General features: G+C 54.8%; 18 protein-coding genes. 8 read left to right on the top strand and 10 right to left on the bottom strand.

Annotated features, from left to right (window positions below):
- Positions 1–186: 186 nt before the first annotated feature.
- The 8 genes from tcyN to AC1VYI_RS10025 form a co-directional block, all read right to left on the bottom strand.
- Complete coding sequence (tcyN, locus tag AC1VYI_RS10060) at positions 187–939, bottom strand: L-cystine ABC transporter ATP-binding protein TcyN (protein ID WP_226483993.1); 753 nt, start codon at positions 937–939, stop codon at positions 187–189.
- Positions 936–1604: a cystine ABC transporter permease gene (gene tcyL, locus AC1VYI_RS10055; protein WP_014884380.1), complete on the bottom strand. Its 669-nt coding sequence runs from the start codon at positions 1602–1604 to the stop codon at positions 936–938. The genes tcyN and tcyL overlap by 4 nt, the downstream gene beginning before the upstream one ends.
- A gap of 21 nt (positions 1605–1625) precedes the next feature.
- A complete protein-coding gene (gene dcyD, locus AC1VYI_RS10050) occupies positions 1626–2612 on the bottom strand; it encodes a D-cysteine desulfhydrase (RefSeq protein ID WP_064672745.1) in 987 nt (328 codons plus the stop codon).
- A gap of 106 nt (positions 2613–2718) precedes the next feature.
- The gene (gene tcyJ / locus AC1VYI_RS10045; protein WP_023336163.1) at positions 2719–3519 is read right to left on the bottom strand and encodes a cystine ABC transporter substrate-binding protein; all 801 of its coding nucleotides are present in this window, start codon (positions 3517–3519) and stop codon (positions 2719–2721) included.
- A gap of 86 nt (positions 3520–3605) precedes the next feature.
- Positions 3606–4157 carry a flagella biosynthesis regulatory protein FliZ gene (fliZ, locus tag AC1VYI_RS10040; RefSeq protein ID WP_008500339.1) on the bottom strand — a complete coding sequence of 184 codons (552 nt, stop codon included), beginning with the start codon at positions 4155–4157 and terminating at the stop codon, positions 3606–3608.
- Positions 4158–4211: 54 nt separating this feature from the next.
- On the bottom strand, positions 4212–4931 hold the full coding sequence (locus AC1VYI_RS10035; protein WP_014170714.1) for an RNA polymerase sigma factor FliA: 720 nt from the start codon (positions 4929–4931) through the stop codon (positions 4212–4214).
- A gap of 129 nt (positions 4932–5060) precedes the next feature.
- Entirely contained in the window at positions 5061–6266 is a 1206-nt protein-coding gene (gene fliB, locus AC1VYI_RS10030) for a flagellin lysine-N-methylase (protein WP_134866037.1), read from the bottom strand.
- A 62-nt stretch (positions 6267–6328) separates the two neighbouring features.
- Positions 6329–7153, bottom strand: a complete 825-nt coding sequence (locus AC1VYI_RS10025) for a flagellin N-terminal helical domain-containing protein (RefSeq protein ID WP_023312294.1) — start codon at positions 7151–7153, stop codon at positions 6329–6331.
- A gap of 400 nt (positions 7154–7553) precedes the next feature.
- Here AC1VYI_RS10025 and fliD point away from each other — a divergent pair, with 400 nt between their 5' ends.
- Genes fliD through amyA form a run of 4 tightly spaced genes read left to right on the top strand, consistent with a single transcriptional unit; the run spans position 7554 to position 11323 of the window.
- Complete coding sequence (fliD, locus tag AC1VYI_RS10020; RefSeq protein ID WP_134866036.1) at positions 7554–8978, top strand: flagellar filament capping protein FliD; 1425 nt, start codon at positions 7554–7556, stop codon at positions 8976–8978.
- A 21-nt stretch (positions 8979–8999) separates the two neighbouring features.
- Positions 9000–9404 carry a flagellar export chaperone FliS gene (fliS, locus tag AC1VYI_RS10015; RefSeq protein WP_023312296.1) on the top strand — a complete coding sequence of 135 codons (405 nt, stop codon included), beginning with the start codon at positions 9000–9002 and terminating at the stop codon, positions 9402–9404.
- A 5-nt stretch (positions 9405–9409) separates the two neighbouring features.
- Positions 9410–9784, top strand: a complete 375-nt coding sequence (gene fliT / locus AC1VYI_RS10010) for a flagella biosynthesis regulatory protein FliT (RefSeq protein WP_023312297.1) — start codon at positions 9410–9412, stop codon at positions 9782–9784.
- Positions 9785–9835: 51 nt separating this feature from the next.
- Entirely contained in the window at positions 9836–11323 is a 1488-nt protein-coding gene (amyA, locus tag AC1VYI_RS10005) for an alpha-amylase (protein ID WP_134867362.1), read from the top strand.
- 138 nt (positions 11324–11461) lie between these two features.
- Here the strand turns inward: amyA and yedD are convergent, their stop codons facing one another.
- Complete coding sequence (yedD, locus tag AC1VYI_RS10000; protein WP_134867361.1) at positions 11462–11875, bottom strand: lipoprotein YedD; 414 nt, start codon at positions 11873–11875, stop codon at positions 11462–11464.
- A gap of 74 nt (positions 11876–11949) precedes the next feature.
- Positions 11950–12264 (bottom strand): flagellar hook-basal body complex protein FliE, encoded by a 315-nt coding sequence (gene fliE / locus AC1VYI_RS09995; RefSeq protein ID WP_008500329.1) that lies wholly within the window; start codon positions 12262–12264, stop codon positions 11950–11952.
- Positions 12265–12492: 228 nt separating this feature from the next.
- Here fliE and fliF point away from each other — a divergent pair, with 228 nt between their 5' ends.
- Genes fliF through fliI form a run of 4 tightly spaced genes read left to right on the top strand, consistent with a single transcriptional unit; the run spans position 12493 to position 17233 of the window.
- Positions 12493–14172, top strand: coding sequence for a flagellar basal-body MS-ring/collar protein FliF (gene fliF, locus AC1VYI_RS09990; RefSeq protein WP_134865989.1), 1680 nt, complete (start codon positions 12493–12495; stop codon positions 14170–14172).
- A complete protein-coding gene (fliG, locus tag AC1VYI_RS09985) occupies positions 14165–15163 on the top strand; it encodes a flagellar motor switch protein FliG (protein WP_023312301.1) in 999 nt (332 codons plus the stop codon). Before fliF ends, fliG begins: the two co-directional genes overlap by 8 nt.
- On the top strand, positions 15156–15863 hold the full coding sequence (gene fliH / locus AC1VYI_RS09980; RefSeq protein WP_023312302.1) for a flagellar assembly protein FliH: 708 nt from the start codon (positions 15156–15158) through the stop codon (positions 15861–15863). The genes fliG and fliH overlap by 8 nt, the downstream gene beginning before the upstream one ends.
- Positions 15863–17233: a flagellar protein export ATPase FliI gene (gene fliI, locus AC1VYI_RS09975; protein ID WP_023312303.1), complete on the top strand. Its 1371-nt coding sequence runs from the start codon at positions 15863–15865 to the stop codon at positions 17231–17233. Before fliH ends, fliI begins: the two co-directional genes overlap by 1 nt.
- Positions 17234–17250 lie beyond the last annotated feature (17 nt).

Genomic DNA, 17250 nt, shown 5'->3' with positions numbered 1-17250 from the left:
ATTATGGTGAATATAACCTAACACATAAATCTTTTTTCTAACTACAAAATATCGGCATTAGCACAATTAACTTTACTATTGATAAGGTTTATCCGGGCCGGATGGAATAAAAAAACAAACGACTGCCCCCGAAGGGAGAATAATTTGCTCCAGCCTAACTTTCTGGAGCAAATTAGTGCAAAAATTCTACTGCATAAGGAATTTTTCAAGGAACTGACGGGTTCGGGGCTGTTGAGGGTTAGCGAACAGGCTTTTCGCTGGCCCCTGCTCCACAATCCGCCCCTGATCCATGAAGATGGCTCTGTCAGCAACATCGCGTGCAAAGCTCATTTCATGCGTCACGATCACCATCGTCCGTTTTTCCTGCGCCAGCTGGCGAATGGTGTTCAGCACCTCACCCACCAGTTCCGGATCGAGCGCAGAGGTCGGTTCATCAAACAGAATCACGTCAGGACGCATCGCCAGCGCGCGCGCTATCGCCACGCGCTGCTGTTGCCCTCCCGACAGACGGCGAGGATAGCTGGTCTCTTTCCCCGCCAGCCCGACTTTGGCGAGCAGTTCGCGCGCGCGCGCCGTCGCGTCCTCTTTCGATTCACCTTTTACAATGACCGGTCCTTCAATAATGTTCTCCAGAACCGTACGGTGAGGGAAGAGATTGAAGTTCTGGAATACAAAGCCGACATGCTGGCGCAGGCGGCGAATTAACCCTTTCTGCTGGCTGATGGATTTCCCGGTATCAATCGTGATATCCCCAACCCGAATGGTGCCGCCTTCCGGCTGTTCAAGCAGGTTAATACTACGCAGCAGCGTCGTCTTTCCCGAACCGCTTGGTCCGATAATTGCCACCACTTCACCCTGCTCTACGTCAAGATCGATCCCGTGGAGCACCGTTTGACCGTGGAATTTTTTCACCAGGTTTTTGACGTCGATAGCACTCATTTTGGATCACGCTCCTGGCGGTTAAGCTGGTTTTCGAAGTAGTTTTGCAGAGCAGAAAGCACCGTCGCCATCACCCAGTAAATCAGCGAGGCGGCCAGATACATGGTAAAGACTTCAAGCGTGCGCGAAGTAATGAGCTGCGCCTGACGGAACAGTTCCGGTACCTGAATCGTTGCCGCAAGGGAGGTATCTTTCACCAGACTGATGAAGCTGTTGCTGAGTGGCGGAAGCGCCACGCGTGCCGCCTGCGGCAGAATGGCCCGACGCAGCGTCTGCCATGGCGTCATCCCGATACTGGCAGCTGCCTCCCACTGCCCTTTGTCAATGGAGGAGATCGCCGCTCGCAGGGTTTCTGACGTGTACGCCGCGGTATTGAGCGACAGACCAATCATCGCTGCGGGGATCGGATCCAGCTCGATACCAAACTGCGGCAAGCCGTAGTAGATCATAAAGAGCTGGGCGATAAGCGGCGTGCCGCGAAATACGGAGATATAAAAGCGCGCCAGCCAGCGCACCGGCAGGATGGGTGACATGCGCATTAATGCCAGCACAAATCCCAGCACCAGCCCGAAGAACATCCCGCCGATACTGAGCTGTAACGTAAATACCGCACCTTTCAGCAGATACGGCAGAGAATCAATAACCAGTTGAATACTTTCTTGCATTATTATTTTTCGACCTGATTTTTAGACATGAGGATGGTAGGCAAACAGCGCAGGCGCCCCGCCGGTATGGACAAATAAAATCGGCCCTTCATCCTTAAAGCGTTTCTGCGCAATGCCGTCAATCAGTCCGGCCATCGCTTTGCCGGTATAGACCGGATCGAGCAGTATCCCCTCGAGGCGCGCCAGCAGCTTCACCGCTTCCATGCCCTCTTCGTTAGGCGTACCATAACCCGGCGCAAAATAGTCGTCCCAGAGCAGAATATCGGCCTTTGCCTTCAGCTCCAGCTGCGCGGCTACCGCCTGCTGTAAAGTGACCACTTTTGGCTTCTGGTCCGCGACGCTGCGGGACACCGTCACGCCAATCAGCTCGACGTCCGGCAGCAGCTGCTCCAGCCCCACCGCCAGCCCGGCATGCGTGCCCGCGCTGCCGGATGCGACAACCACGGAGGAGAGGCTCACCGCGCCCTCGCACTGCTGCGCGATTTCCAGCGCACTTTCCACATACCCCAGCGCGCCCAGCGCGTTCGAACCGCCGACGGGGACAACGTAGGGGCGGAACCCCTGCGCTTCCAGACGCGTCGCCAGCTCGTCGAGCTGGGCGGTCGGGTCAGTCAACGCATCCACCATCTCGACCTGCACGTTAAACAGGTCCAGCAGCAGACGGTTGCCGTTGGTGAGATAGTTTTCTGCCCGCGTGCCAATCGGGTTTTCCAGCAATGCCACGCAGTGGAGCCCGAGCTTTGCCGCCACTGCCGCCGTCTGACGAACGTGGTTGGACTGGATAGCCCCGGCGGTAATGAGCGTATCCGCGCCTTCGCGCAGTGCATCAGCCGCCAGAAACTCCAGCTTGCGCAGCTTATTGCCCCCCATCGCCATCGGCGTCACGTCGTCACGCTTGATAAAAATATCGCGCCCTAAATAATCAGAAAATCGCGGCAGATACTCCAGCGGCGTCGGCGCGCCGATGAACTCCAGGCGGGGAAAGCGCGTTAAATTCTGTAGTGACATGGGTTCTCCGGTAACTCTGACAAAATGTGATATTTTTCATTATGCACGCAGACGCGAAAGAAATAAAAAAGGCGCTTTTAAAAGCGCCTTTTTTTACGGCAGAAGCTTATTTCGTGACGTCTGCACCGAACCACTTCTCGGAGAGCGCCTTCAGACTGCCGTCTTTTTGCATGTCGGCAATCGCGGAATCAATCGCTTTGACCAGGTCTTCGTTACCTTTACGAACGGCAACGCCTGATTCCTGACGAGAGAACGCATCACCCGCTACCGCCAGGGTATTGTTGGTTTTCTTCACCAGATCCAGCGCGGCCAGGCGGTCAACCAGAATGGCGTCGATACGGCCCACGCGCAGATCCTGGTATTTCGTTGGATCATCATCATAAGTGCGGATATCCACGCCCTGCACGTTCTGGCGCAGCCACTCTTCGTAGTTGGTACCCAGACCGACACCGACTTTCTTCCCTTTCAGGTCCGCGGCAGTTTTAATTCCGCCTTCGTTGCCTTTCTTCACCAGCGCCTGAATACCGGACACGGTGTACGGCGTAGAGAAGTCATATTTCTTCTTACGCTCGTCAGAAATGGTCACCTGATTAATCACCACATCAATACGTTTGGAATCCAGCGACGCCAGCATACCGTCCCATTTGGTCGGTTTCAGTGACGCTTTAACGCCGAGGTGCTTCGCCAGTTCTTCAGCAAACTCCACTTCAAAACCGGTCAGCTTACCGTCATCGCCCTGGAAGCTGAACGGAGGATAGGTTCCTTCCAGCCCGACCAGCAGCGTACCGCGCTCTTTTACTTTATTCAGCAGGTTTTCTGCGGCGAACGTTTTCACGCTCATGCCCGCAACCAGCGCAACGGCCATAACACCCATCAGCGCCTGACGACCCAGAAGTGCAAATTTCATAAATACCCCGATATAGTGGAATTTTTACGTAGTGTAGAGAAATCGCCTGCCACGTCAAAGGCGACTGCGCTACATCTTATTCTTTTTTAATATATATCAGAAGTTGTTCCGGCGTGGGCTTTCTGCTTTATGGCACCCGGCATTTGCACCTTGTATTGCGCATACTTGCGCAGCGCAATTCGGTAGTTATTGGTGCTGGTCGCAGGCAGCCACGGCTCCAGATTTTCATCCAGATAACCGGTTTTCAGCAGATCGCGAGAAATATTGTTTACGGTCAGATGTTGCCCAAGGCGGCGCAGGCGAACGACATATTCGCGAACGGTGCCGTGGCTCATCTCCGTTTGTTCAAACAGGAACTGCTTGAAGCCGATAATATCGAAGAAGTCGCTTTGCTCTTTGCAGTGGAGATCCCCACAGAAACGGCAAAGCGCCACCCACTCTTTTTGCTCTTCGAGCCATGCTGCTTCGTCCATCAACGTGTCGAGACGCGAAATCGCAATCTTATTGACGATTTCGCCCCGGCGAACCAGCGTGATACGATCGAGTAACTTGTTACAGTGGGCGCAATGCGTCTGGCTGTGTTTAAAGTCTTTCAGGTAGCGGCTTAAAGGCCGTCTTTTAGATTGCTGCACCGTCATGATAACTCCTGGTTGTCAATACGTTGTGCGGCATTTTTAAGGTGAATCAATCACCTATAACTTACCCAGCTTGGTTCGTAAGCGTTTAATGGCCTGGCTGTGCAGCTGGCTCACCCGCGACTCTCCCACCTCCAGAACAGCGCCAATCTCTTTGAGGTTAAGCTCTTCCTGGTAATAAAGGGTCAATACCAGCTGCTCGCGTTCAGGCAGAGCTTCAATAGCCTCCATGACGCGCTGGCGTAAATTCCCTTCCATTAAATGGTGTAACGGGTTTTCCTGCTGGTGCTCGTCCGTCACCAGCTCAATGCTATCGCCATGCTCTTCTCGCCACTCGTCATATGAGAAGAGTTGGCTATTATTGGTATCGAGCAACATCTGACGATACTCTTCAACAGCAATGCCAAGACGTTCCGCCACTTCGGTTTCCGTTGCGTTACGTCCCAGTTCCTGTTCCAGCTGCCCCATCGCATGCGCCACTTCGCGCGCGTTGCGGCGAACGCTGCGCGGCACCCAGTCGCGGCTGCGCAGCTCGTCCAGCATCGCACCACGAATACGCTGAACTGCGTAAGTCGTAAATGCCGTTCCTTGCAGAGCGTCGTATCGGTCAACTGCATTCAATAACCCGATACCGCCCGCCTGTAGCAGATCGTCGAGTTCCACGCTCGCCGGCAAGCGCACCTGGAGGCGCAATGCTTCGTGACGCACCAGCGGGACATAACGCTGCCACAGCGAGTGTTTATCCATTACACCTTCAGCGGTATAGAGTGAATTCACGATAAACAGCCCTGCGTTAGTTGAGTTATCGGCATGATTATCCGATTCTGCAGGGCGTTCAATTGGATGAAAAAGGGGGATAAAGTGAGGTTATTCTGAGGTTGCCCACAACAGGGGCAACTTTTCTGGCTAAATTAACAGTTGTAACAATGAAAGATCGTCGCCCAGTTTGACGCTATCTATATGTTGATGAAAGAGCTTTCCCGCTTCCTGATTATGCTGGCTAAGGGAGTGAAAGCTGTAAATAACATCAATAATATTATCTTGTTCAATTTTCCCCGCCACGATCGCCTGACCGGCAAGTAACGTTTTAAGGAAATAGAACTCCGCAACGATTAAATAAAGATTATTCAACATGCTGCGGCCATTGTTCTGCGGGAAGCCCTGCTCCCAGAGTTTGTATTTAAAAAAGTTCTTAAATAAATGGTCATTGGTCGCCAGGTAACTGCCCGCCACATCGCGCCAGACAGACTCGATGTTCTCCATGACCTTCTCAGCCGGGACGGTGTCGCCCGCAGACTCAAATTGTTGATAAAGCTGGGTAAAATAACGGTTTAATACCGCACCGCCGCGGGCTGTCACTTTCTTCGTGAAGTAGCTCTGGATGAGCGAAATTAACGCGAATTTCAGGCTGTAGTTCTGATTAAATCCGCCTAATTCCGTTTTGATTTTACCGCTCACCAGCTCGTTAACCAGCGAGAAATAGACCGTTTCGAGCGTGCCGATATTCTCTGCGATGTTATCGAGCTTTTCAGCCACCATGAGGAATTTCACTACGGCGTAAACCTGCTCTTCAACGCTGACGCCCTCAACGCTGAAAATATTCTGGCAGAAGAGATTGATGACCTTGGCCTTCAAATCAATCATCGGCGCATTATTGACGTCCTGCTGGACGCTAATGGATTCCATTATCGACATAGACTCTCGATCGTTCAACAGAAGTCGGGTCACTTCCGGACACGAGAGGTTCAGCGATTTTTCGATTTCATTTTTATAGACCCGGTTTGTCCGCGGGAACGACGAACAGGTTGGGCTTAAGGCCTGGGCGCCCATGGCGCTATGAATAGAACAGAGTTTTTCCGTATCCATAAACGGGCAGTTTTTACTTTCCGTATGGAAAATCACCTCGCCCCAGTTGCCATACTGCTTTTTGGTGACTTTTATCGCCGTTTTCGCCGTCTGACGAATGGCGGCATTTTTACTGTTCAGGTAGCGGTTAACGGAGGATTTATCAAACGCGATGGTCCAGCCCTGGCAACAATGTTCACGGCATTCCCCACCGACACATGAAAAATCTGCGACCAGCTTTGGTTGAGTGACACTGATTTGTTTCACAGGCGGATTCTCAAATAGCAGAGATAAAAAAACCCCGCCGAAGCGGGGTTTCACGCGTAAAATTAACGCAGCAGAGACAGAACGGTCTGTGGAACCTGGTTTGCCTGAGACAGAACAGAAGTACCAGCCTGCTGCAGGATCTGCGCGCGGGACATGTTGGAAACTTCAGTTGCGTAGTCAGCGTCCTGGATACGGGACTGAGCAGCAGACAGGTTGTTAGAGGTGTTGTTCAGGTTGTTGATTGCAGAAGTGAAACGGTTCTGCACAGCACCCAGACCAGAACGTGCTTTATCAACGGTAGCGATAGCTTTGTCGATGGTGTTCAGGTCGGTAGCGGTCATTGCTTTCAGGTCGATAGCGTTCACGCCCAGAGTAGTAGAGTCAGCTTTAGCGCCGCTCAGATCCAGGTTGATGGTGTCGCCGTCGTTAACGCCAACCTGAATTTTAACCACACCAGCAGTACCTGCAGTGCCGTCCAGCAGTTTGATGCCGTTGAAGTCAGTTTTGCCCGCAACGCGGTCGATTTCAGCCAGACGAGCGGTAACTTCATCCTGCAGAGAAGCCAGGTCAGATGCGCTGTTGGTGCCGTTGCTTGCCTGAACAGCCAGTTCACGAACGCGCTGCAGGTTGTTGTTGATTTCGTTCAGAGAACCTTCAGCAGTCTGCGCCATGGAGATACCGTCGTTGGCGTTACGCGCTGCCTGAGTCATCCCTTTGATCTGAGCGGTCATGCGGTTTGCAATCGCCTGGCCAGCAGCATCGTCTTTCGCGCTGTTAATACGCAGACCGGAAGACAGACGCTCGATAGCAGTGCCCAGAGAAGACTGAGATTTGTTCAGGTTGTTCTGAGTGGTCAGGGACAACAGGTTAGTATTGATAACTGCCATAATTTTGTTTCCTTCAAAAATTGGGTTTTAGGTCCGGTGCCTAACACTCACAGCGTCTCTCACCGTCAACAAGGTTATCGACGGGTCCCCAAAAGACTTTAGAATCAATTTTGAAAAAATTATAACATACTAATTATTAATGATTTTATTTTTAAAAAATCAATTAAGGTCTGCCAGAGGCTTATTATTTACGCTTTTTTAACGCTCAAAGAGATGACAAAAAAGGCACACACTTTTTCATGTTTTCAATGCGCTGATAATGACACTAAAGTGCAATCCTTTCATTTACCCCGCCAGGACGCGCCTATTCTTTGGATTATTTTTTTCTCACGATCGTAAACTTTTACTTTAAGAGGCCGATAAGAGTCCTGAACTACTTTCGTATTTAAGGAAAATATGCATGGCTACTATCAGTAACCTCGGGATAGGTTCTGCAGGACTCGGGGATTTATATAATCAGTTGGAAGCGGCAGAGAAAACCAAGCTGACGACGATTACTTCCCAGCAATCAACGTATAACGCACAGTTAAGCGCTTACGGCAAACTGCAGAGCGCCATGACATCGCTGCAGACTGCCACGGCTGCACTGGGTAAAGCAACCACCTGGAACTCAACGTCCGTTAGCAGCACCAACACGGCCTTTACCGCCACGACAACGGCTGACGCGTCCGTGGGTTCCTTTGTTGTCAACGTTAACCAGGTTGCAAAGGCGCAGGCACTCACTACCGGCTCTTATGCAAACAACACGGATCTGCTGGGCGATACGACAGGTACAACGCGTAAAATCACCATCACCCAGCCGGGCACGAAAACGCCTTTAGAGGTCACCCTGGCGGATGGCGATACGTCGCTGGCCGGCATCGCGAGCGCCATTAATAAAGCGAACGGCAACGTCACCGCCAGCGTCATTAAAGCGAAAGACGGTGATTACCGCCTGATGCTGTCATCCAAAACCACCGGTACGGATGGTGCGATGACGGTAAGCGTTACCGGCGACGCCAAGCTGCAAAGCGCCATTGGTTATGATTCAACCACCAAAACGGGCGCGCTGACGGTCAACACCGACGCGCAGAACGCGATTGTGGTGGTGAACAACATCTCCATCGAGCGCCAGTCGAATACCATTACCGATGCGCTGCCTGGGGTGACCTTCTCGGTGAAGGCCGAGAGCAAAGCCGATGAAACTCTTGAGGTTTCACGCGCAACGGATGCGAACCAGAAGGCGATCACCGACTGGGTCACGGCGTATAACTCGCTGCAGTCCACCATTAACAGCCTGACGAAGTATGTTCCGGTTGATGCAGGCGCCGGCAGCCAGTCTACCAGCAACGGTGCGCTGGTCGGTGATGCGAACGTGCGCGGGGTTCAGTCCCAGCTGCGCGGCCTGCTGACCGAAGTGCAGACCGGCTCCATTCAGATCATGGCCCAGCTGGGGATCACCCAGGACCCGGTGAAAGGCTCGGACGGTACCGTCGGTAACCTGAAAGTCGATACCGATAAGCTGAAAAAAGCGCTGACCGACAACCCGAACGCCGTACAGCAGTATTTTGTCGGTGACGGAAAGAAAACCGGTATGGCGACCCAGATGAACAACACGCTGACCACTATGCTCAGCACCAGTACCGGCAGCGCCGGGGTGATCCAGAACGCGAAAGACGGGATCAACAAAACGCTGAAAACGCTGGGCGAACGTTACGATGCCATGGATGCTCAAATTGAAGCCACCATGGCGCGTTACAAAACCCAGTTCACCAGTCTGGACGTATTAGTCACCAAAATGACCAGTACAGCCAACTACCTGACCCAACAGTTCTCACAAAAGTAGTCGTAGCCTTCAGGAGTGGATATGTATAAGACCTCTGGTGTTCAATCCTATCAGCAGATAGGAGTAGAAAGCGCAGTCATGAATGCCAGTCCACACCAGCTGATTGTCATGTTGTTCGACGGGGCGCATAGCGCCCTTGTTCGCGCGCGTTTGTTCATGGAAGCCGGACAAATTCGCGAGAAAGGCGAAGCCTTATCCAAAGCCATCAACATCATCGACAACGGTTTGAAAGCAGGACTGAACATGGAGGTTGAGAGCGAATTGTCCGGTAATCTTGCCTCCTTGTACGAATATATGGTTCGACGTTTGTTGCTGGCGAATGTCAGTAACGACGTAGACGCAATTGTTGAAGTCGAGGGTTTATTAAACAACATTGCGGATGCGTGGAAGCAAATCGGCCCCAATGCGTCCTCTATTTCAGGATAATTTTGATGAATAATCCCAGCGCAGCGCTTAGCCACTGGCAGGCGCTACATGCTCAGAGCATTGCTATGCTAAATCTCGCACATTCTGGTCAATGGGATGCGCTTATCGAGCAGGAAATGCATTACGTTCAACTGGTGGAAAAGATTTCTCAAACGCCCATCATGTCATGCCCTCCGGCTCAGGTTGAGCAAGCGCGTGCGCTGCTGGAAATGATCCTTGAAAATGAGAATGCGCTAAAGGCACTGCTGAAAGTCCGCATGGACGAACTGCGCAATCTGATTGATCAAACCGGTAAACAGCAATCCATCACGTCTACCTATGGAAAGCTGTCAGGGAATATTCTTTATCCAGAAAGTTTTACCCGCGACACACAACTATGATTTCTTCATCCATACTCCAGAAGTCTGCCAATGGCTTCTGGAGCAAGGATGATGAAAAACCCCACCCTGTTACAATGTTTTCACTGGTACTACCCTGCTGGCGGTGAATTGTGGCGAGAGGTCACGGCGTTAGCTCCCAATCTTAACGAAATCGGCATCAACATGATCTGGCTGCCGCCAGCCTGTAAAGGGGCATCCGGCGGGTATTCTGTCGGCTATGACACCTATGACCTGTTCGATCTTGGCGAGTTTGACCAGAAAGGCAGTATCGCCACGAAATACGGCGACAAGGCGCAGCTGCTGGAGGCCATTGATGCCCTCAAAAGTAACGACATTGCCGTACTGCTGGACGTGGTGGTCAACCACAAAATGGGCGCCGATGAAAAAGAGCCCGTGCGCGTTCAGCGCGTGAACGAACAGGACCGCACGCAAATCGATGACGAGGTCATTGAATGCGAAGCCTGGACTCGCTACACCTTCCCTGCCCGGGCCGGGCAGTACTCACAGTTTATCTGGGACTACAAATGCTTCAGCGGCGTCGACCATATTGAAAACCCCGATGAAGACGGCATCTTTAAAATCGTCAACGACTACACCGGCGAAGGCTGGAACGATCAGGTTGATGATGAGATGGGCAACTTCGATTACCTGATGGGCGAAAATATCGACTTTCGCAATCACGCCGTGACCGAGGAGATCAAATACTGGGCCCGCTGGGTCATGGAACAGACGCGCTGCGACGGTTTTCGTCTGGACGCCGTCAAGCATATTCCCGCCTGGTTTTACAAAGAGTGGATTGAGCACGTCCAGGAAGTCGCCGACCAGCCGCTGTTTATCGTGGCGGAATACTGGTCCCATGAGGTGGATAAACTTCAGGCCTATATTGACCAGGTCGAAGGCAAAACCATGCTGTTTGATGCCCCTCTGCAGATGAAATTCCACGAGGCGTCACGTCAGGGCCGGGATTACGACATGGGCCAAATCTTCACCGGCACCCTGGTAGAAGCCGATCCGTTTCATGCGGTCACCCTCGTCGCGAACCATGACACCCAGCCTTTGCAGGCGCTTGAAGCACCGGTCGAGGCCTGGTTCAAGCCGCTGGCCTACGCGCTGATCCTGCTGCGGGAAAATGGCGTGCCGAGCGTCTTTTATCCGGACCTCTTCGGCGCCAGCTATGACGATGCGGGAGGAGACGGTGAAACGTACCATATTGATATGCCGGTGATTGAGCAGCTTCACGAGCTGATCCTCGCGCGCCAGCGTTTTGCCCACGGCGTGCAGACGCTGTTTTTCGACCATCCAAACTGCATCGCCTTCAGCCGCAGCGGTACGGAAGACGATCCCGGCTGCGTGGTAGTGCTGTCGAACGGGGATGATGGTGAAAAAGTGATTTGTCTTGGGGAAAACTACGGCAACAAAACGTGGCGGGATTTTCTCGGCAATCGCGAAGAAACCATCACCACGGCGGCGGATGGCGAAGGGACGTTTACCTGTAATGGGGGAAGCGTCAGCGTTTGGGTGATAGAGGATGCGTTGTAGTACTGGCAAAGTGCGGCCTGATGCCCTCACCCCGTCCCTCTCCCATGGGGAGAGGGCGCAAACACCAAAAACGGCAACGAGGTTGCCGTTTTGCTTTTAACCGCAGGGTAAGCGTCAGCGCCACCCGGCAATAAACGGCTACGGTAGTTTACTCTCGAGCGGATTCTTGCTCAGGTAATCGGTACACTCAACCGTTGGGCGGTCGACCTTCTGCAGCTCCAGCCCGTCATACTCAAGCGTGGAGCCATCGCGCTCCAGCGGGTAGATATCCAGCTTACGCGTCACGTTGTAATAACTGTCTGAACGCAGCATGATTTTACCCGGCACGGCAATCACGCGCTGCCACTGACGGCAGTCCAGCGTATCGCCCTCTTCCGTCACCACCAGCGTGGCAATCGCCTTCGGGCTGACCATGTTGCTTTGCGGCCCTTTCGACTGCCAGTATCCCGCCAGATGCGCCGGGACAGGATGCTTGATCACGTCGTTATAGTTATCGACCTGAACGCACCCGGTCAGTGCCAGCAGCGCGCCAGCAATTGCTATTTTTTTCATCATCTTTCCTGCATTCGAAGAAAAAAATATTGTGGCATTAAAGCGCTGCGGCTGCCAGCGAAGATCGACAGGTCTTAAACCTGCATCCCCATGACTTCCTGATACGCAGACACCAGCTTGTTACGCACCTGGATCCCCATCTGCAGGGAAACCGAGGCTTTTTGCAAATCGGTCATCACATCATTCAGCGCCACGCCCGGCTCACCGAGGGTAAACTTTTCGGCCTGAGTGCGCGCGGCGGTCTGGGTATCACTGATACGGTCAAGAGCGGCATGCAGTTGCCCCGCGAAGCTGATGCTCGGCTGCTGATCTGCCACATTCTGATTACGGGCCGTCATCGCCGTTGCCTGCAACTGACTGATTACCCCTTCAATGCCCTGTATAGCCATGACTCTCCCCTGGATGGTTTTTTACGCGGTCAAGACTAACAGCTTGTCAATAAGATAATGGCGGTAAATAGCATGAAAAAACCAGGTTATTTGACGCATAGAAAATCACGAATCATCAAATAATGGCAGGGCCATCAATATGGAACTTTTGTCGTGTTTGCCGACCCGGGAGTCAGTTTTGTTTCTCTACACGAATAACGTAAACCACCAGGATTTAAGAGGTGCGCAATGAGTGCAACAGCATCGACAGCGCCGCAGAATAAATCACTCGAGTGGATGAACCGCCTTCGCGCGAATCCTAAAATCCCGTTGATCGTGGCAGGCGCTGCCGCAATTGCGATCCTTGTAGCGATGGTCCTGTGGGCGAAAAGCCCTGATTACCGGACGCTCTACAGCAACCTTTCCGATCAGGATGGCGGCGCCATCGTCACCCAGCTTACCCAGATGAACATCCCTTATCGCTTTGCCGATAATGGCGGTGCGCTTGAGGTCCCGGCTGATAAGGTGCACGAGCTGCGTCTGCGTCTGGCTCAACAGGGGCTGCCGAAGGGCGGTGCGGTTGGCTTTGAGCTGCTGGATCAGGAAAAATTCGGTATCAGCCAGTTCAGCGAGCAGGTGAACTACCAGCGTGCGCTGGAAGGTGAACTGGCCCGCACCATTGAAACATTAGGCCCGGTGAAGAGTGCCCGCGTGCACCTGGCGATGCCTAAACCTTCTTTATTTGTCCGCGAACAGAAATCACCTTCAGCTTCCGTTACCGTGAACCTTGAACCCGGCCGCGCGCTGGACGAAGGGCAAATCAGCGCGGTGACGCACCTCGTCTCCAGCGCCGTCGCCGGTCTGCCGCCGGGCAACGTGACGCTGGTCGACCAAAGCGGTCACCTGCTGACGCAGTCCAATACCGCCGGTCGCGATCTGAATGACGCGCAGCTGAAGTATGCCGCCGATGTCGAAAGCCGTCTCCAGCGCCGTATTGAAGCCATCCTCGGCCCGGTAGTGGGCAACAGTAACGTGCACGCGCAGGTAACCGCCCAGATCGACTTCGCGAATAAAGAACAAACTGAAGAGCAGTACAGCCCGAACGGCGATCCGGCTCAGGCGGTGATGCGTTCACGCCAGATCAATTCGAACGAACAGGTCGGCGGTGCCTACCCAGGCGGCGTGCCGGGCGCGCTGTCTAACCAGCCTGCCCCGGCTAACGCGGCACCGATCTCTACGCCGCCGGCCAATCAGCAGAACGGTCAGCAAAATAATCAGCAGACCACCTCAACGACCAGTAACGCCGGTCCGCGCACCAGCAGCCGTAACGAAACCACGAACTACGAAGTGGATCGGACGATTCGCCACACTAAACTGAACGTGGGCGATATTCAGCGTCTTTCCGTTGCGGTAGTGGTTAACTACAAAACGCTGGCGGACGGCAAACCGCTGCCGTTGACCGCCGAGCAGATGAAGCAGATTGAAAACCTGACCCGTGAAGCGATGGGTTACTCCGAGAAGCGCGGCGATACCCTCAACGTGGTGAACTCACCGTTCAACTCGGTTGATGAGGCCGGCGGTGAACTGCCTTTCTGGCAACAGCAGGCGTTTATCGACCAGCTGATGTCCGCAGGACGCTGGCTGCTGGTGCTGATTGTCGCGTGGCTGCTGTGGCGTAAGGGCGTTCGTCCGCAGCTCCAGCGCCGTGCTGAAGCCGAAAAAGCGGCTCGCGAGCAGATGAATGCGCGCCAGGAAACGGAAGAAGCGGTTGAAGTGCGCCTCAGCAAAGATGAACAGTTGCAGCAGCGTCGTGCTAACCAGCGCATGGGCGCTGAGGTGATGAGCCAGCGCATTCGCGAAATGTCAGATAACGATCCGCGCGTCGTAGCGCTGGTCATCCGCCAGTGGATGGGTAACGAACATGAGTAATACGCTTACGGGCACCGATAAAAGCGTCATCCTGCTGATGACCATTGGCGAAGATCGTGCGGCAGAGGTGTTTAAACACCTCTCCCAGCGAGAAGTGCAAATTCTCAGTGCGGCCATGGCCAACGTGCGTCAGATCTCCAACAAGCAGCTGACCGAAGTGCTGGCAGAGTTTGAACAGGAAGCCGAACAGTTTGCCGCGCTGAACATCAACGCCAACGACTACCTGCGCTCCGTGCTGGTCAAGGCGCTGGGCGAAGAGCGTGCCTCCAGCCTGCTGGAAGACATTCTGGAAACGCGCGATACCGCCAGCGGTATCGAAACGCTCAACTTTATGGAGCCGCAGAGTGCCGCCGACCTTATCCGCGACGAGCACCCGCAGATTATCGCCACCATCCTTGTCCACCTCAAACGCGGTCAGGCGGCAGATATTCTGGCGCTGTTCGAAGAACGCCTGCGTCACGATGTGATGCTGCGTATCGCGACCTTCGGCGGCGTCCAGCCGGCCGCGCTGGCGGAGCTGACCGAAGTGCTGAACAACCTGCTCGACGGTCAGAACCTCAAGCGCAGCAAAATGGGCGGCGTGAGAACGGCGGCGGAAATCATCAACCTGATGAAAACGCAGCAGGAAGAGGCCGTCATTACGGCGGTTCGCGAATTCGACGGCGAGCTGGCACAGAAAATCATCGACGAGATGTTCCTGTTCGAAAACCTTGTCGAAGTGGACGACCGCAGCATCCAGCGCCTGCTCCAGGAAGTGGACTCCGAGTCGCTGCTTATCGCCCTCAAAGGCGCCGAGCAGCCGCTGCGCGAGAAGTTCCTGCGCAACATGTCTCAGCGTGCGGCCGATATCCTGCGCGACGACCTTGCCAACCGCGGCCCGGTTCGTCTGTCTCAGGTGGAAAACGAACAGAAAGCCATTCTGCTTATTGTTCGTCGTCTGGCGGAAACCGGCGAGATGGTGATTGGCAGCGGAGACGACACCTATGTCTAATGAGCTGCCCTGGAAGCGCTGGACGCCGGACGATCTGGCGCCTCCCCTCTCCGAGTTCACGCCGGCCGTCATCGCAACCGAAGAGCTTGACCCGGACGTCGAGCAGCCCGAGCTGACCGAAGAGGAGCAGCAGGCCCAGATGCTGGCGCAGCTGCAAATGCAGGCGCACGAGCAGGGCTATAACGCCGGTCTGAACGAAGGCCGCCAGAAAGGCCACGAGCAGGGGTATCAGGAAGGTCTGGCGAAAGGGTTAGAGCACGGTATCGATCAGGCGCGCCAGCAGCAGGCGCCGATCCATGCCCGCATGCAGCAGCTGGTCAGCGAGTTTCAGCACACCCTGGACGCGCTGGACAGCGTGATTGCCTCGCGACTGATGCAGATGGCGCTGGAAGCCGCGCGTCAGGTCATCGGCCAGACGCCCGTGGTGGATAACACCGCGCTTATCAAACAAATTCAGGGTCTGCTTCAGCAGGAGCCGCTGTTCAGCGGGAAACCTCAGCTGCGCGTCCATCCGGACGACCTGCAGCGCGTTGAAGAAAGCCTGGGCGCGACGCTTAACCTGCACGGCTGGCGTCTGCGCGGCGACCCGTCGCTACATCACGGCGGCTGCAAAGTCTCTGCCGATGAAGGCGATCTGGATGCCAGCGTCGCCACCCGCTGGCAGGAACTGTGCCGCCTGGCGGCACCGGGAGTCGTCTGATGACCGCGCGCCTCACCCGCTGGCTCACCACGCTCGACAACTTTGAGACGAAGATGGCGCTACTGCCATCCGTTCGTCGTTATGGGCGACTGACGCGCGCCACCGGCCTGGTTCTCGAAGCCACCGGCCTGCAGCTTCCGCTGGGCGCGACCTGCGTCATTGAGCGTCAGGATGGTCTGGAAACGCGTGAAGTTGAAAGCGAAGTGGTCGGATTTAACGGCCAGCGCCTGTTCCTGATGCCGCTTGAAGAGGTGGAAGGCATTCTGCCCGGCGCGCGCGTGTATGCCAAAAATATTTCTGGCGACGGGCTGCAAAGCGGGAAACAGCTGCCGCTTGGCCCTGCCCTGCTGGGCCGCGTGCTGGACGGCAGCGGGAAACCGCTCGACGGACTGCCCTCCCCGGACACCACCGAAACCGGCGCGCTGATCACCCAGCCGTTCAACCCCCTGCAGCGTACCCCTATCGAGCATGTGCTGGACACCGGCGTGCGCCCGATTAACGCCCTGCTGACCGTGGGACGTGGACAGCGTATGGGCCTGTTCGCCGGCTCAGGCGTAGGCAAATCCGTCCTGCTCGGCATGATGGCGCGCTATACCCAGGCCGACGTGATCGTCGTGGGGCTGATCGGCGAACGTGGTCGTGAAGTAAAAGACTTTATTGAAAACATTCTGGGTGCGGAAGGCCGCGCCCGCTCGGTGGTCATCGCCGCACCGGCAGACGTGTCGCCGCTGCTGCGCATGCAGGGTGCCGCGTATGCCACCCGTATCGCCGAAGATTTTCGAGACCGCGGCAAGCACGTGCTGCTGATCATGGATTCCCTGACCCGTTACGCGATGGCGCAGCGTGAAATCGCGCTGGCCATCGGTGAGCCACCGGCGACCAAAGGCTACCCGCCTTCGGTCTTCGCCAAACTCCCTGCGCTGGTGGAACGCGCGGGGAACGGCATCAGCGGCGGCGGCTCCATCACCGCGTTCTATACGGTACTGACGGAAGGCGATGACCAGCAGGACCCGATTGCCGATTCCGCGCGCGCGATCCTTGACGGTCATATTGTGCTGTCGCGTCGTCTGGCCGAAGCCGGACACTATCCGGCCATCGATATTGAAGCCTCTATCAGCCGTGCAATGACGGCGCTGATAACCGAGAAGCACTACGCCCGCGTGCGTAACTTCAAACAACTGCTTTCCAGCTTCCAGCGCAACCGCGATCTGGTCAGCGTGGGGGCGTATGCCAAAGGCAGCGACCCGATGCTCGACAAGGCGATTAGCCTGTGGCCACAGCTGGAGGCATTTTTGCAACAAGGCATTTTTGAACGCGCCGACTGGGAAGATTCAATTCAGGCACTGGAGCTGATTTTCCCGCAGGTGTAACACAGGTGGAGGGCGAA

The organism is Enterobacter sp. QK-SA4 (assembly GCF_056856775.1).
This window is presented reverse-complemented; position numbering and strand designations above follow the sequence as displayed.

Bases quoted from the DNA above. Each gene is read 5' to 3' on its own strand.
- tcyN (WP_226483993.1), bottom strand. From the start codon at position 939: ATGAGTGCTATCGACGTCAAAAACCTGGTGAAAAAATTCCACGGTCAA.
- tcyL (WP_014884380.1), bottom strand. From the start codon at position 1,604: ATGCAAGAAAGTATTCAACTGGTTATTGATTCTCTGCCGTATCTGCTG.
- dcyD (WP_064672745.1), bottom strand. From the start codon at position 2,612: ATGTCACTACAGAATTTAACGCGCTTTCCCCGCCTGGAGTTCATCGGC.
- tcyJ (WP_023336163.1), bottom strand. From the start codon at position 3,519: ATGAAATTTGCACTTCTGGGTCGTCAGGCGCTGATGGGTGTTATGGCC.
- fliZ (WP_008500339.1), bottom strand. From the start codon at position 4,157: ATGACGGTGCAGCAATCTAAAAGACGGCCTTTAAGCCGCTACCTGAAA.
- AC1VYI_RS10025 (WP_023312294.1), bottom strand. From the start codon at position 7,153: ATGGCAGTTATCAATACTAACCTGTTGTCCCTGACCACTCAGAACAAC.
- fliD (WP_134866036.1), top strand. From the start codon at position 7,554: ATGGCTACTATCAGTAACCTCGGGATAGGTTCTGCAGGACTCGGGGAT.
- fliS (WP_023312296.1), top strand. From the start codon at position 9,000: ATGTATAAGACCTCTGGTGTTCAATCCTATCAGCAGATAGGAGTAGAA.
- fliT (WP_023312297.1), top strand. From the start codon at position 9,410: ATGAATAATCCCAGCGCAGCGCTTAGCCACTGGCAGGCGCTACATGCT.
- amyA (WP_134867362.1), top strand. From the start codon at position 9,836: ATGAAAAACCCCACCCTGTTACAATGTTTTCACTGGTACTACCCTGCT.
- yedD (WP_134867361.1), bottom strand. From the start codon at position 11,875: ATGAAAAAAATAGCAATTGCTGGCGCGCTGCTGGCACTGACCGGGTGC.
- fliE (WP_008500329.1), bottom strand. From the start codon at position 12,264: ATGGCTATACAGGGCATTGAAGGGGTAATCAGTCAGTTGCAGGCAACG.
- fliF (WP_134865989.1), top strand. From the start codon at position 12,493: ATGAGTGCAACAGCATCGACAGCGCCGCAGAATAAATCACTCGAGTGG.
- fliG (WP_023312301.1), top strand. From the start codon at position 14,165: ATGAGTAATACGCTTACGGGCACCGATAAAAGCGTCATCCTGCTGATG.
- fliH (WP_023312302.1), top strand. From the start codon at position 15,156: ATGTCTAATGAGCTGCCCTGGAAGCGCTGGACGCCGGACGATCTGGCG.
- fliI (WP_023312303.1), top strand. From the start codon at position 15,863: ATGACCGCGCGCCTCACCCGCTGGCTCACCACGCTCGACAACTTTGAG.